This window comes from Paenibacillus sp. OSY-SE (assembly GCF_000283315.1).
In the GTDB taxonomy this organism is placed as follows: Bacteria; Bacillota; Bacilli; order Paenibacillales; family Paenibacillaceae; genus Paenibacillus_B; species Paenibacillus_B profundus.
This window is the reverse complement of record NZ_ALKF01000187.1, coordinates 69,264-84,711: the sequence shown is the minus strand read 5'-3', so window position 1 is coordinate 84,711 and position 15,448 is coordinate 69,264. Positions and strand designations below refer to the sequence as shown.

The following is a 15,448-nucleotide window of genomic DNA, read 5'->3' as shown; positions in this document are numbered from 1 at the left end:
ATGCGTATCGGTTGATTATCTGTGCATAGCCTATTACGAGGGTTATTGGTTATAATGGATAAGCGAAAAAGATAAGTAAGGATGGAATAGCATGCATAACCTCTTAGAACGTTATCACCAATTACGCGAATTGATCTCGGAAGATTCCATAAGACATGATGAATTATTGAAACAGCACACCTATACCCGCATGGGCGGCAAGGCCGATCTGTATATGACGCCTGCCCGTTACGAGGAATTGCAAGTTATCATTAATTTTGCGTGTCAGCATCAATTGCCGCTTACCATTCTCGGCTTTGGCTCCAATCTGATCGTTAAGGACGGCGGGATTCGGGGCATCGTAGTGAACTTGAACAAGCTGAATCAGATTGTCCGCAATGAGCATAAGATTATCGCACAAAGCGGCGCAGCCATCATCGACGTGTCACGCGCCGCGCTTGAACACCGGCTGTCCAGACTTGAATTCGCCTGCGGCATTCCGGGATCGGTAGGCGGAGCGCTCTACATGAACGCCGGTGCGTACGGAGGCGAGATTGCGGATGTGCTGGAAAGCGCACTGGTGCTAACGCCTGAAGGCGAGCTTGTCCGTCTGACGAAGGAAGAGCTCGAATTAGGCTACCGCCGGAGCAATATCGGACCGAACCGGTATATTGTGCTGGAAGCGACTTTCTCGCTTGTGTCAGGCGAATACGATGCGGTTAAGGCCAAGATGGATGAGCTGACGCACTTGCGCGAATCCAAGCAGCCGCTTGAATACCCTTCATGCGGCAGCGTCTTTAAGCGTCCTCCGGGCCGCTTTGCCGGCCAGCTGATTCAGGAATCCGGGCTGCAGGGTACGCGGATCGGCGGCGCCGAGGTGTCCACGAAGCATGCCGGGTTTATCGTTAACGTAGACGATGCGACGGCAAGCGAATATATTTCGCTTATCCGCCACGTGCAGCAGACGGTCAACGAACGGTTCGGCGTGGAGCTTGAAACTGAAGTGCGCATTATCGGCGAAGACAAGTAGTGACAGTGTCCATCATAAATAAGCGATCGATTCGGACATGGACACCCGTATCACGGCGCGTCAAGCGCAATAGCAGGTTAAGATTGGCGTGAATGTCCACTGAAGATTGTATTGCTGTACCGTTTAGACGTGTACGACAAGCAGAAGGCTTGCACCGAAAGGTGCTATGCTTTCTGCTCTTTTTATTTTTATATATACGCACACAAAGGAGTGTAACTAGACATGATAACGAACATGAACCACGGTTGGAAGAGAAGAGTAGCCTTGTTTCTCACCGCTCAAACGATATCCCTATTCGGCTCATCTTCGGTTCAGTATGCAATTATTTGGTATATCACCTTGAGGACATCATCAGGAATCATGTTTTATAGGAGGGCTTAACGCTAATAGTGTGCGGTTTAAACGTAATGTGCATTATAAATCCGTTTTTCCGTAAGAACAATCCGTTTCAAGGTAGAAATGCTTACGTTTTTCACTTAACATTCAAAAGTGAAGCATCAATAAAAGATGCTGCGAAAGGGGAAAATGTGAAAGTGGCTAGAATTCGATTCAGTATCTTTTTTAGTGTATTTGTTGCGATGGTTGCATTGATGATTATTGCTCCTATCATGCCTCCGCTCATCCGCGAATTGGGGTTAAGCGAAACCCACTCGGGCTTGATTATATCCTTAGGCTCTATTGCAATGGCCTTGATGGCGCCGGTGTGGGGACGGCTCAGTGATATCAAAGGAAGAAAGCCCGTCATTTTGATTGGCTTCCTGGGCATGTTTGTGAGCTACGTCTTGTTTACGGCGACGATGTATGCTGGACTGACGGGGCTCATTAAAGGCGGACTGTTAGTCGCATTGCTGATAGCAGCGCGCGCTATGGTTGGTCTGTTTATTCCAGCCGTCCCTTCGTCGGCACAGGCGTATATGGCGGATGTCACAGATGAAAAAGACCGTTCTGCAGGGATGGCATTCATTGGCGCCGCAAATGGACTGGGCCTCGTGCTTGGACCTGCGATAGCTGGTGTATTTGCTCTTATTGGACTAATTTGGCCCCTTTATATCGGAGCTATGCTGCCGATTATGGCATTTGTCGTTGTGCTGCTGTTGATCCCAGCCCATAAACCGATGATCCGAGACAAGCCGCCAAAGGTCAACCCATTTCAAAAAGGCGTTCGTCTTTATTTGTTTGCCGGTCTGGTAACGATGCTCAGTGTTGTTACCCTGCAAGTGATCGGAGGCTTCTATTTCCAGGACCAATTATCTTTGACTACCCAAGAAACGGCGCGAATGCTCTCGATGGGGTTGATGTTTACCGGGGTGGCGATGATCATTACGCAAGGGATTCAAATGAAAAATCAAAAATGGCAGCCCAAACAGCTGCTTCTGGTTGGATCACTGCTGTTTATGATCAGTATGGCGCTCTTTTTATTCGTTATTAGCTTGATCAGCTATTACCTGGCATTCTTTTTGTTCGGGGTAGGAGCGGGCCTTATGATGCCAGGCTTTATGGCGGGTTCATCGCTCGCCGTTTCCCGCGAGCAACAGGGAGGTATAGCGGGTCTTTTGGCATCAGTCCAAGGTATTTCGGCTATGATTGCGCCGATTCTTAGCACAAGCCTGTACCAAGTAAATAGACATCTTCCGTTTGCAATCATCGCTGCTTTGGTTCTCGTCTTGGCCATAACGATGTTTACCGTGGCAAATAAGACTGCCGAGAGCAGAGCGGTAACCGGTCAATAGAAATCATCCATATTAGATGGTTCATTTTTTTTCGCACCCATTGATAATGATTATCTTTATCGTTAATATAGGATTAATGATTATAGTCATGCAATCCTCAATCTCATGTTGACTAGACAACAATATATCACCCTATATTACTAAGCACTTGCTGCTAAGTAGACTATACGAAGGAAGGGATAGACATGAGTGCCAAATCTGAAATGTCAGGCTTGATAAAAATAGCCAGTGAAAAAAAGGGATTATTAACAGCGGCCAGCTTGTTCTCCATCCTTTCAAGCCTGCTGCAAATCGCACCATTTATCGCGGTATATAACATTATCGAGGAATTGTTGCGACATGCGCAGCAGCCTGCAAGCATAGACAAGGAATATATCCTATATTGGGGTATCTTTGCTCTCATCGCTTTGATTGCCGCGTTACTTACTTTATATATCGGTGTAATGTGTTCTCATATCGCAGCTTTCAACATCCTCTATAAGCTAAGGGTGCGACTGGCTGAGCATGTTGCAAAAGTTCCAATGGGTTATCATACGAAAACGGCGACAGGGGAACTCAAAAAAATAATCGAGGTCAGTGTTGAAAAAATAGAAAAATTTATCGCTCACCAATTGCCTGATACCGTCTGTGCGGTGATTATGCCGATTCTATTGCTCAGCTATTTATTTTGGCTCGACTGGCGGCTGGCTCTCGTGCTGCTCATTCCGATCGGCGTCGGTTTTTGGCTGCAGTTCCGTATGTTCGGCAACGTAATGGGACAAACGGCCTACAGAGAATTTCAACATGCGGTGGAAGAAATGAATGCAACAGGCGTGGAATATGTCAGGGGTATGCCGGCAGTAAAAGTATTCGGGATCACGGCGGATTCATTTCTCACTTTCAAGCAAGCAGTGACCAGATACCGCGATATTTCTTTACATATTACGGATTTATTTAAGACACCGTACAGTTTCTTCTCTGTCATTGTAAGCTCTTTGTTTACTTTCATTATCCCCATCGGAATTATGCTGTTGAGCGGTAATTCCGGCAATCAATCGTTTGCGATTACGTTTATTTTGTTTCTCATTATTGCACCAAGCTTATCCACGCCGTTGTTGAATTTGATGTATCTGGGCGGCGGGCTGAGAGAAATTGTGGAAGGAAACAAGCGGATTGAAGCTGTGTTTGCGGAACCGGTTGTAACGGAGCCTGTTGTACCCCAAGTTCCTGTCAGTTACGATATCGCCTTCCAGCATGTTTCATTCGCATATGAACGGAAAGAAAGCAAAGATTTCAAATCGGTATTACAGGACATTCATTTTGTGGCAAAAGCAGGGGAAATGACAGCATTAGTCGGTCCTTCAGGCGGCGGAAAATCGACTATTGCCAATCTATTGCTTCGTTTTTGGGATGTTCAGGAGGGCGAGATAACGATTGGCGGCGTTCCGATTCGAGAGATGGGAACGAATAAGTTGATGGAAACCGTCTCCTTTGTATTTCAAGACGTTCATCTTTTTTACGATACGATTGAAGCGAATATTCGAATGGGCAATATGACAGTTTCCAAAGAAGCCGTCATTGAAGTCTCAAAGACTGCCTGCTGTCATGAATTCATCGAGAAGCTGGAGCACGGGTACGACACGAAAATAGGAGAGGGCGGCACCTATTTATCCGGGGGAGAGGCGCAACGAATTGCCATCGCTCGGGCGCTGCTTAAAAATGCGCCAATTCTGGTGCTGGACGAAGCGACGGCTTATGCGGACGCTGAAAACGAAAAGAAGATTCAGCAAGGGCTGATTGAGCTTGTGAAAGGGAAGACCGTCCTTATCATTGCTCATCGCCTGTCCACGATTCGTGCGGCAGAACAAATTCTTGTCGTCAAGCAGGGGGAAATCGTCGAACGCGGAACGCACGACGAACTGCGGGCAGAAAACGGGTTGTACGAGCAAATGTGGCAAGCACATCAAAGTGCCTCCTCTTGGAGACTGGGTGCGGAGAATATAATATCGCCACAAGCAATTCCTGCAGGGGAGGCTTCCAGATGAATCAATACTTTTACAACATTTCGGCAGGCAACATCAAAAATTTATGGCCTTCCGCTTTTGCAGCCATATTGGACGGCATAGCCAAAATCATTCCGGCAGCTTTGCTAATCGATATTTTTAATACCATTTATGAATCTTTTGCGTATCCGGAAAAGGGCTTGAACACCGGGCGGATGTGGATCGTATGCATCATTCTGATCGCCTGGCTGATGGTGTCCTATGCCGCTACTTCTTTTCTTTACGATAAATCCTTTAAAGCTGCCTACAGCTTGGCAGCATCCGGTCGCTTAAAAATAGCCGAGCACCTGCGACATCTATCGTTAGGTTATTTCGGACAGCGGGATCCAGGTGATATGACGAACTTATTGCTGAGCGACTACGGACAAGTCGAACATACGATATCTCACAATGTGCCGCAATTGATTAGCGCGATTATGCTGCCCGTACTGGCATTCGCGGGGCTTGTATTTGTGGACTGGAGAATGGCATTGTCCATGTTCATAGCGGTCCCAATAGGGGGATTGCTGCTGTGGCTGACAGACTCGATTCAAGCGCGCTTAAGTGAACGTCATGTCAAAGCCAAAAATGAGGCTGCCAGTCGACTGCAGGAGTATTTAGCCGGTATACGCGAGATCAAAGCCCACAATATGGGCGGGGATCGGTTTGAACGTTTACGCCTTTCATTTGACCAATTGAAACGCGCTTCTATTCGGCTGGAAGGTCTCGTAGGTCCTCTGATTATGGGAGCGATGCTGCTGATCCGCTCCGGGATGACCATCATGATTTATGCCGGAAGCTATCTGCTTGTTGGCGGAACGTTGACTTTTCCCATCTTTCTTTTGTTCTTGCTGCTTGGGACCCGAACATTTGAGCCGTTAACCGTCGTGTTAATGAACTATGGCGGAATGCGGTATTCTGCTTATAGCGCACAGCGGATCATGGACGTGCAGCAGCATGAACCGATGCAGGGCACAGCAAGCATCGAGTCTTCCGGGCCGATCGTGTTCGACCGGGTCACATTTGGATATGACGCCGATACGCCTGTCCTGAAGGACTTGTCTTTTACGATCCAACCGAATACGATCACGGCTTTGGTAGGACCGTCCGGAAGCGGGAAGAGCACCGTAACACGCTTGATTGCGCGCTTCTGGGAAGTTCAACAGGGAGAAATCAGGATTGGGGGACAATCCATTCGAGATGTCAATCCGGAAAACCTGCTGCAGCATATGTCCATGGTATTCCAGGATGTGTATCTATTCCAAGATACGATCGGCAACAATATCCGCATCGGCAACATGAACGCAACGCAAGCAGAGATTGAAGAAGCGGCCAAGCGCGCTTGTTGTCATGACTTCATCTCCCAATTGCCGCAAGGGTATGATACGCCGGTAGGAGAAGGCGGCTCGACATTATCCGGAGGTGAAAAGCAGCGGATTTCGATTGCCAGAGCATTGTTGAAGAATGCGTCGATTGTGCTGCTGGATGAAGCAACCGCTTCTTTGGATCCGGAAAATGAACTTGCTGTGCAGCAGGCCATCAATGAGTTGGTCGCCGATAAAACCGTCATTCTGATTGCGCATCGCTTCAAAACGATTCAGAATACAGACAAGATTCTTGTCCTTGAGCATGGCCGGCTCGTTGAAGAAGGCACTCATCGCACCTTGTTGGCTCAAGAAGGTCTATATGCAAAGTTGTGGAGGTTGCAGCAGGATTCCGATGGCTGGCAAGTGAAGTCATAAATGGTCATGATCCGTTTTACAACGAAACTTTTTCCTAAGGGAAAAAGTTTTTCGTATTTACAACATATTTTTATTAGGATAAAATGAACTCATCTTGATGGCAATTAGAGTGGAGGAGGATGGCTTTGAAACTGCAAATGGACACCTGGGATTTGGGAGGCGCTTTCGGGGAATTACAAGATGTCACTCCATTATCCCCGCCGCAGACGCAGCACCATCAAATCTATTCCTTTCCGACACAGAGCGGTACAGGGCACCTGCAGCGCATTTGTCTGAGACAAGGAATGGAAATCAATTGGATCGATGCAGAATTAAACAATCCGGTGACTATGGATGTCGGCGTCCATTATCCTCATTTGGAAATTTCTTATACCATGTCGGGCAAAGGCTGCTGGGAAACATCCGGCCAGGACTTCGAAATATCCGCAGGTGTTTCGTCGCTGATTTATATTCGAGGGGCGAAAATGCATGCCGAGCTATCGCACAATGAGCGAGTGCATCACATGGAGCTTCGAATCGATCTGAGGCATTTCAATACCGTTCTTCCCGAGCTGGATCGATTGACGGCCAATCCGGTCTACTGCAGACAAACGGCAGGTTCTCCGCAAATTCCGATCATCGTGGAACAAATGAAGCGTTGTCCGTATAACGGATCACTCCAGAAGCTTTACTTGGAAGGGAAAGCACTCGAATTGCTGGCCTTCCATTTAGATGGAACGGATAAGGAAGAGACGAGTCAACAAGTCAAATCCAAGCTGACAGCCGAAGATATCCAATGCCTTCATGAAGCGAAGGATATATTATCCCGTACTTGGAAGCAGCCTCCGAGCTTGCTTGGACTTGCAAGATTAACCGGGCTTAATGATTACAAGCTGAAGCTCGGCTTCAAAGAATTGTTCGGCACCACTGTATTCGGTTATGTGCGAAGCCTGCGAATGAATGAAGCGCGTTATATATTAGAGCAAGGAAAAGCCAATGTCAGTGAAACGGCCATCATGGTTGGGTATCACAATGTAAGCCACTTTGCGTCGCTCTTTCGCAAGACCTTCGGATACAACCCTAGTGAATTCGGAAAACTTGCCTCCGCAGTTGCTCTTTCACAACAAAAGAATCCGCACATTGTTTCCAGGTGATAAGCCAAGAACGCTAGCTTGACTCTTAAAGTAAATGAGGAATATTACGAATGCTCGTCAATCGTATTGCGTTCCGCAAGCCATGGGCTATCACCTTGATCAGATGATTACTACGCGTACGAGCATGCGTATTCCGCAAAAGTAGTGATGGATTAAATTACAATGGGCCAACAAAAAGGCGGCATATGCAAGGAAATGTCCTTGCATATGCCGCCTCTATATATTATGACATCCGTAATATCAGGATCCATAATCAGTTTCTCTTGAACACGGAATTTTATATCGTCAGCATCAGCTAATGATAAGCCGATGGTTACTACAATTACGGCAATCATGCAGAAGATGTTAATAACTCTTCCAAATCCAGTAGGGAATTAACGGGTAGGTTTTTTCTCCGAAAGAATACTGCCTACAAACACAAATCCTTGATTAACGCTATCAGCCAGCGAGTGCATGGCAGATGCAAACATTGACTGGATTAATATGGAATAGGTTATTGGTGAATACAGTCACGAATTGATGTTGAAGTAGCAGAATTATATCGATATAATAATTATATATAGAACATATTAAATATAACTTTTTTAAAATGGGAGAAATGATATGAGTATTCAAAATAAGTTTGACTTTATGAAAACAGGAAAAATGTATAACGATTTAGATCCAGAAATAGTAGCGTATAGAGAGAAGATAGTACTGAAAACCAACGAATACAATCAAAGTTTCGGACAACCACGTGAAACAAGAGAAAAGATTCTCCAAGAATTTATGGGTAGCATTGGTGAAAATGTTCATTTTGAGCCAACATTCCGTTGTGAATTCGGAGCCAATATTCATATTGGCAATGATTTCTATGCAAATTTCGATTGTGTGATGTTAGATGGCGGGGAAATTACCATTGGTGATAACGTACTTTTTGGTCCCAGAGCTGGACTATACACTTCTAATCATGCCATTAACCATGAAGAACGTAAGCAAGGCGGTTGCTTTTCTAAGCCCATTAGAGTGGGGGATAATGTGTGGTTTGGAGCAAATGTAACGGTCATGCCCGGTGTCACTATTGGAGACAATACGGTGATTGGCGCTGGAAGTGTGGTTACTTCTGATATCCCAAGCAACGTGATTGCAGTTGGCGTTCCTTGTAAAGTGCTTAGAGAAATTACCGAAGCTGACAAGACCGACTATCTGCTAACACTAAGATAACGCCAAAGAGTAGCAATGCCGTAGTACATTGAACCAAAGGAGCCGCGTATATCGCGGTTTTTTTATTGTAACGATAATTTTTACTGCTGAAATATTGGGATGCGGCGAAAGAGACTGAATCAACGTTATATTCAGACTTGAATTCTTAATTTTGCTGGTATATTATGTAATGGAATGAACGTTCATTCCGCATGAAAGGTGAGATCTAGTGACGACGAATAAGAGAGAAGATATTTTACTAGCAGCATTGAATCTGTTTACCGAACGTGGTTTCGATGCGACAACCGTACCGATGATAGCAGACACCGCAAAAGTAGGCGCCGGTACCATTTATCGATATTTCGACAATAAAGAGGTTCTACTGAATTCCTTGTTTCAAGAATGCGTAGTGCAATTTTTCCAGACGATAACGCAAGGTTTTCCCGAATCCGGAACCGTTCGCCAGCAGTTTCATCACATTTTTTTTCAAACGATCCACTTCGCAAAAGGGAACAGGGAAGCTTTTTCGTTCATCGACTCACACTTGAATCCTCGATTACTGGACGATAGAAGCCTGAAATCATTCGAAGTAGGCATGGATTTTATTCGTCACTTTTTAGTCCAAGGACAGCAGCAAGGCATTATCTCTTCGTTACCGCCTAATGCGCTGATCTCCATTTTCTACGGTGCTCTCGTCAAATTGTTTGAAACGATAAGAGCGGAGGTACTGGAGGAAACGGACGAACTTCTTGCAGGTGTGGAGGAATGTTGCTGGAATGCGATCCGAGTCCATTAACTCGGTCGTCTTCATAACGTAAGCGGAATGAATATTCATTCCTATTTTAATCCCGTGTCCACCAAGGTCGGTCATCAGTACCAGAAGCAGGCTCCTATTGAACTACCTCTTACCAAAAAGAAGTATTGAATTTAAGGAGGCGTAGTAATATGTCTATTGCGATTCCACAGCCCAAATCGTACGGACCACTCGGAAACGTGCCCCACATTAATCCTGACACGCCCGTTATGTCATTCATGAAGCTTGCGGAAGAATACGGTGAAATTTTCCGAATGAAGCTGCCGTTTGGAACCTTACATGTTGTTTCGGGATATGAATTGGTGAAAGAATTTAGTGATTCATCGCGCTTCGGCAAGGTCGTCGATAAAACGATTTTAGACAACGTGCGAGCTTTTGCAGGGGACGGCTTGTTCACGTCCGAAACCGACGATATGAATTGGAAGAAGGCCCACAATATTTTGCTCCCGAGCTTTAGCCGCACGGCTATGCGCGGATATTTTGACATGATGCTGGATCTGGCCACGCAGCTTATTCAAAAGTGGTCGCGCCTGAATCCCGACGAATGCGTAGAGGTTCCAGAGGACATGACCAGGCTGGCAATGGATACGATCGGGTTATGCGGCTTCAATTATCGGTTCAACAGCTTCTATCGCGAACAACCCCATCCGTTCGTTACCAGTATGGTTCGGGCGTTGAATGAAGCTATGAATCAAGCTCAGCGTCTCGGCATTCAAGATAAGCTCATGATTAAGACGAGGCGCCAGTTTATGCAGGACATAGAGGTTATGTTCTCATTAGTGGACAAAATCATCGCCGAACGCAAAGCCCACGGTCATCAGGAGACGGATGACTTGTTAGCCCATATGCTGCAGGGAAAAGATCCGGATACGGGAGAAGCTTTGGATGATGCGAATATTCGTTTTCAGATCATTACGTTTTTGGTAGCCGGCCACGAGACTACAAGCGGTTTATTGTCTTTTGCGTTGTATTTTCTGTTGAACAATCGCGATAAGCTGCAAAAGGGATATGAGGAAGTGGATCGCGTATTAACGGATCCCGTTCCGACTTACGCTCAGGTAAAGAACTTGAAATATATCCGGATGATTCTCGATGAGTCGCTGCGTTTATGGCCTACAGCCCCGGCCTTTAATCTGCAAGTGAAAGAAGATACGCTGCTCGCTGGAAAATATGCTATGAAAAAAGGGGATCGCTTGCTTGTGCTGATCCCTCAATTGCATCGCGATGTTACCGCGTGGGGAGACGATGCGGAGGAATTCCGTCCGGAGCGGTTCGAGGATCCGAGCCGAATTCCCCATGATGCCTACAAACCATTCGGTATCGGTCAGCGGGCTTGCATCGGTCAGCAATTTGCTCTGCAAGAGGCGACGCTTGTGCTGGGACTGATTCTCAAACATTTCGAACTCATCGATCATACTCACTATCAATTGAAGTTAATGGAATCGCTAACATTGAAACCTGAAGGGTTCACCATGCAAGTCCGTGCCCGCAACAAACAAGCCGGCTATATCCCTGCAGGCGACGGGTGCAGTACGCAATCGGCAATGAATATAGCGGTTAATCAAGGCGAGCCGGATCAGGTGGAACGCCATGATACTCCGTTGCTGGTGCTTTATGGATCCGATCTTGGCACAGCGGAGGGTATTGCCCGGGAATTAGCGGATACGGCACGTTATCAAGGCTTCCGAAGCAAGGTTGCGCCTCTGAATGATTATACTGGCAAACTGCCCACAGACGGCGTTACTTATATTGTAACGGCTTCTTATAATGGCCAGCCGCCCAATAATGCGCGCGGCTTCGTTCAGTGGTTGCAAGAAGTGACGCCCGGTGAATTGGAAGGTGTTCGTTATTGCGTCTTTGGCTGCGGTGACCATAACTGGGCCAGCACGTATCAGAGCGTCCCGAAATTCATTGACGAGCAGCTCGCATCCAAAGGAGCAACAAGGCTGCTTCCTATCGGGGAAGGCGACGCCAGCGGCGATTTCGAGACAGAGGTGGAAATCTGGCGTGATCAGTTGTGGCCTGCAGTCATGGGCTCATTCGGATTGAGCGTCAAAGAAAAGGAAAGACGCGTAACCCCTGCTTTGTCTATAGAGGTTGTCAGCGGAACGGTAGATGCACCGCTTGCCGAAACGTATAATGCCCATTACGCAACGATACTAGACAACCACGAACTCCAAAAAGGAGGGGATGGGCGCAGTACGCGTCATATTGAAATCGAACTACCGGAAGGAGTGTCGTATCGAGAGGGAGATCATTTGGGCGTTTTTCCTCTGAATCGGAAAGAACTTGTCGAGCGTGTATTAAGCCGATTTGGGTTGAATGGCAACGACCATGTCATTCTGCATACGACCGGATTGAGCGTGGCGCACTTGCCGCTGGATCGCCCTGTAAAGCTATACGACCTGCTGAGCCGCAGCGTGGAATTGCAAGAGGCCGCAACTCGAGCGCAGATTCGGGAGCTTGCCGCATTGACCATATGTCCGCCGCATAAGCTAGAGCTGGAAGCTATGATGGGGGAAGAAGCATACAAATTGAACGTCCTTCAGAAACGGATTTCGATCCTTGACCTGTTGGAAAAATACGAGGCATGCGAAATGTCGTTCGAACGCTTTTTGGAGCTATTGCCTCTTCTTAAAGTTAGATACTATTCGATTTCCAGTTCTCCTCGCATACAGCCGCAGGAGGCCAGCATTACCGTTGGCGTTGTGCGAGGTCCTGTATGGAGCGGCCAAAATGAATATCGAGGGGTTGCTTCCAATTATCTTGCCGACATGCAGCCGGGAGATTCGATCGTGATGTTCGTGCGTACGCCGCAGTCGGGCTTCCAGCTTCCTGAAGATCCAGGGACTCCGATTATTATGGTAGGCCCAGGGGTTGGGATTGCGCCGTTCCGCGGATTTCTTCAAGCACGTCGTGCCCTTAAGCAGCGAGGAGTTCATCTCGGCACAGCGCATCTCTATTTCGGCTGCCGCGATGCAATGGATCATATATACGAAGAAGAGCTGGAGCAGTACCAACAAGAGGGGCTTGTTACCGTACACACCGCATTTTCACGGATTAAAGGGCAGCCGAAAACTTATGTTCAACATCTGATGAAACAGCGTGAGCAGGAGCTAATCGGCATCTTGGATCAGGGAGGACGGTTCTATGTGTGCGGAGACGGGAGCAAGATGGCCCCAGATGTAGAGGCAACCCTGCAAAAGTCTTATCAAGTTGTTCACGGCGTTAGCGAAACAGTAGCGAAAAAATGGCTGGATCGTCTCGCGGTCGAGGGACAGTATGTCAAAGACGTGTGGGCAGGGGGAAAGCTTGATTCTTTGGATTAAAATGCGCAAGTGATGGTATTGTTACCTTACCATTATATTTGTTGCGAATGAAGGGCGCTCTCAGGCGAGCGTCCTTTTTAAATTCGCCGTTCTTGTTAAAGGCTTGGTATATGAGGGATGAATCCGATTTAATTACATATGTACAAAATACTATGTAATATCAAATTGGAGTCACTGCTATTCATAAATGTGTGCAGGATCACTCTCTTATTATACTGAAATGTTAAACTATAGCCGTAACCCTATAAAGTAAGCAAAGAGAGGCGCAGCAGGCATGAAAGAAGCATTTACTTACGAAGACATGAAGTTAATCGGTCGGGAGAAGCTGGGAACCCAGGTGCCCCTGGAGTTGTTCCGGACAATCCGGTTGATTGGCTTACATCAAGCACTGCCTATGGGCGGAAAGGGAACTACCGTCACAATTGGCCGCAAAATAGGAGAATCGCTGCCTGTATCCACGTTAGAGGATATCTTGGTTCTGTTCGAAGAGCTTCAGATTGGTATTCCAAAAGTTGTATATCAGGATGAGCATAAGCTTCGGATAGCAGTTGAGGAATGTTTCTGCAAGGGGCTTCCGGTGATGGAAGGGAAGATGGTCTGTGATTTGGAAGGAGCCATATTAGAAGGGGCTATCAATAAAATATGGAAAGACAAGGTATCCGTGCGAGAAGTTATGTGCAACGTATGCGGGGATGATCATTGTGAATATGAGATCCGTTATATACGATAGGGTTTGCCCAATACATAAAAAACTATAGTTGTCGTTTCTCTCGATTAACTTGCCGAAATAGAAGCTTCCCACTATTGACTAGTGAGGAGGCTTTTTTTATATATTTTTTAAAACAGGGGGGTTTCCATGGCGATATAGTACATTCCCTAATGGGGACTTAGGCGGAGGATTATGGACAACCATTCGGTTGGCGCTTTCTGTTTTTTTTGAATAGCATTTGGACGAATGTCACAATTCGAAGATTTGAATTGTTATATAGGATGAAGGCGTATGGGAGGTGAACCTGTGGAACATTCCAACCCCGGGGAAAAGGAACAGAGACAGCAATTATTCATAAACGTAAACATCAATGCTGATCTGTTCGATGAACATGGAAACAAAGCAGAGGGAGAGGTAACTATGAGGAAGAAATGGAGAATCGGAATCATGCTGCTGACGATCATGTCTTTGTTAAGCGGCTGTTTCGGGAAGAAGCAAGAACTGGAGCCACTGCAAGCGGGCACGATCAAGGTTGTCTATCAGGATGAAGATGCGTTCTACCGCGATTACGGAAAACTTTTTAATATGAAATACCCTCAGATTGAAATTGAAGTCATCAGCCAAACTGAAATGTTCCTAAACCTGCCAAAGGGTGGAACTATTGATGACCTTTATGCAGAAAGGAAGAAGTTCTTGGATAAGCATAAGCCAGATGTATTGCTTCTGGATGAGCTCCTGTTCGAGACCTTTGCACAAGAAGGAAAACTGTACAATATTGAAGCGGCCATCCAGCAAGATGACTATGATATTGAAGGATTCATGCCTGGTCTTATCGACAAGATTAAAGCGAGGGGAGAAGGGAAGTTGTATGGGTTGGCCCCCCATTTTGAGAGGGAAGTACTTTATTACAATCGTGCATTATTCAAGGAGCATCATATCGAACTGCCAACCAACAAGATGAGCTGGCAGGAATTGTTCGATTTGTCCGGAAGATTCTCCAATGTTGGATCGGGCGACAATCCAGTGTATGGATTGTATGAGGCTTTCGGTGATCCCGGAAGGTTAATGTACCGGATCGGCTCTTCCTCCGGGCTGAGGCTGTTCGATCCGAAAGGAGAAAAGGTGCTCATTAACTCAGACGGCTGGAAAAACGCAATCAAGCTGGCAACAGACGCAGTGCGCAACAAGTCCCTATTTTTTCACCCTCAAGATCAAATGCATAGTCAGAAGGAGCCCTTTTTCAAGGGACAAGCTGCGATGATGTTCAATTCCCCATTTCTTACGTTAGAGTTAAAGCAGCGTCCAACTTATGTAGAGGGAGAAAAGGAGATAGATTGGGGAGTAGTTACAACTCCAGTAGATCCTTCGGATGAATCTGCGAGTATAACTTTGCCAGACATTTATGCGGTAGCTGCTGATTCCCAGAATAAGCGAGCGGCATGGGAATTGGTCAAGTTCGTGAATGGAACGGAAATGGCCCAGGCCTATTCGCGAACGACTAACGGAAAATTGCCTACACGCAATGGCTATATGAAGGAAATTGATGGTAGAAGCACGGAAGCGTTCTATCTTCTGAAGCCGAAGGAAGCAGATGGAATGTGGGGAAATAATAATGTCCCCAGTGAATTCTACAACTTATTCGATAAACCATTGTTAGAAGAGCTGCAAGCAGTCATCGATAATAAGAAGACGATAGATGAAGCGGTTATCGAGCTGGAAACAAAGGGGCAAGAAACGCTGCTAAAAGCGCGTGAAGCGAAGAAGGCAAAATAAATAAAG

The 15,448-nt window shown here is 46.5% G+C and carries 10 protein-coding genes and 2 pseudogenes; 11 read left to right on the top strand and 1 reads right to left on the bottom strand.

Features of this window, described 5'->3' with window-relative positions; all coding sequences use genetic code 11:
* Window positions 1–91: 91 nt before the first annotated feature.
* From murB to A372_RS0117660, 6 genes and pseudogenes are all read left to right on the top strand, one after another.
* A complete protein-coding gene (murB, locus tag A372_RS0117680; protein ID WP_019422214.1) occupies window positions 92–1,009 on the top strand; it encodes a UDP-N-acetylmuramate dehydrogenase in 918 nt (305 codons plus the stop codon).
* Window positions 1,010–1,243: 234 nt separating this feature from the next.
* A pseudogene (locus tag A372_RS37470) lies at window positions 1,244–1,372 on the top strand (MFS transporter); the annotation flags it as partial.
* Window positions 1,373–1,542: 170 nt separating this feature from the next.
* On the top strand, window positions 1,543–2,739 hold the full coding sequence (locus tag A372_RS0117675) for an MFS transporter (RefSeq protein ID WP_036704596.1): 1,197 nt from the start codon (window positions 1,543–1,545) through the stop codon (window positions 2,737–2,739).
* Window positions 2,740–2,924: 185 nt separating this feature from the next.
* On the top strand, window positions 2,925–4,763 hold the full coding sequence (locus tag A372_RS0117670) for an ABC transporter ATP-binding protein (RefSeq protein WP_019422212.1): 1,839 nt from the start codon (window positions 2,925–2,927) through the stop codon (window positions 4,761–4,763).
* Window positions 4,760–6,502 carry an ABC transporter ATP-binding protein gene (locus tag A372_RS0117665; protein WP_019422211.1) on the top strand — a complete coding sequence of 581 codons (1,743 nt, stop codon included), beginning with the start codon at window positions 4,760–4,762 and terminating at the stop codon, window positions 6,500–6,502. The genes A372_RS0117670 and A372_RS0117665 overlap by 4 nt, the downstream gene beginning before the upstream one ends.
* 125 nt (window positions 6,503–6,627) lie before the next feature.
* A complete protein-coding gene (locus A372_RS0117660; protein WP_019422210.1) occupies window positions 6,628–7,635 on the top strand; it encodes a helix-turn-helix transcriptional regulator in 1,008 nt (335 codons plus the stop codon).
* Window positions 7,636–7,943: 308 nt separating this feature from the next.
* Here A372_RS0117660 and A372_RS38705 read toward each other — a convergent pair.
* Window positions 7,944–8,108: pseudogene (locus A372_RS38705) on the bottom strand (cation transporter); the annotation flags it as partial.
* Between the two features lie 130 nt (window positions 8,109–8,238).
* Between A372_RS38705 and A372_RS0117650 the strand changes: the two are divergent.
* The 5 genes from A372_RS0117650 (at window position 8,239) to A372_RS0117630 (ending at window position 15,442) form a co-directional block, all read left to right on the top strand.
* Window positions 8,239–8,838, top strand: coding sequence for a sugar O-acetyltransferase (locus tag A372_RS0117650; RefSeq protein ID WP_019422208.1), 600 nt, complete (start codon window positions 8,239–8,241; stop codon window positions 8,836–8,838).
* A 208-nt stretch (window positions 8,839–9,046) separates the two neighbouring features.
* On the top strand, window positions 9,047–9,613 hold the full coding sequence (locus tag A372_RS0117645) for a TetR/AcrR family transcriptional regulator (RefSeq protein ID WP_019422207.1): 567 nt from the start codon (window positions 9,047–9,049) through the stop codon (window positions 9,611–9,613).
* Window positions 9,614–9,762: 149 nt separating this feature from the next.
* Window positions 9,763–12,960 (top strand): bifunctional cytochrome P450/NADPH--P450 reductase, encoded by a 3,198-nt coding sequence (locus A372_RS0117640; protein ID WP_019422206.1) that lies wholly within the window; start codon window positions 9,763–9,765, stop codon window positions 12,958–12,960.
* 274 nt (window positions 12,961–13,234) lie between these two features.
* Window positions 13,235–13,690, top strand: coding sequence for a V4R domain-containing protein (locus A372_RS0117635; protein WP_019422205.1), 456 nt, complete (start codon window positions 13,235–13,237; stop codon window positions 13,688–13,690).
* A gap of 399 nt (window positions 13,691–14,089) precedes the next feature.
* A complete protein-coding gene (locus A372_RS0117630; RefSeq protein WP_026011137.1) occupies window positions 14,090–15,442 on the top strand; it encodes an ABC transporter substrate-binding protein in 1,353 nt (450 codons plus the stop codon).
* Window positions 15,443–15,448: the final 6 nt, after the last annotated feature.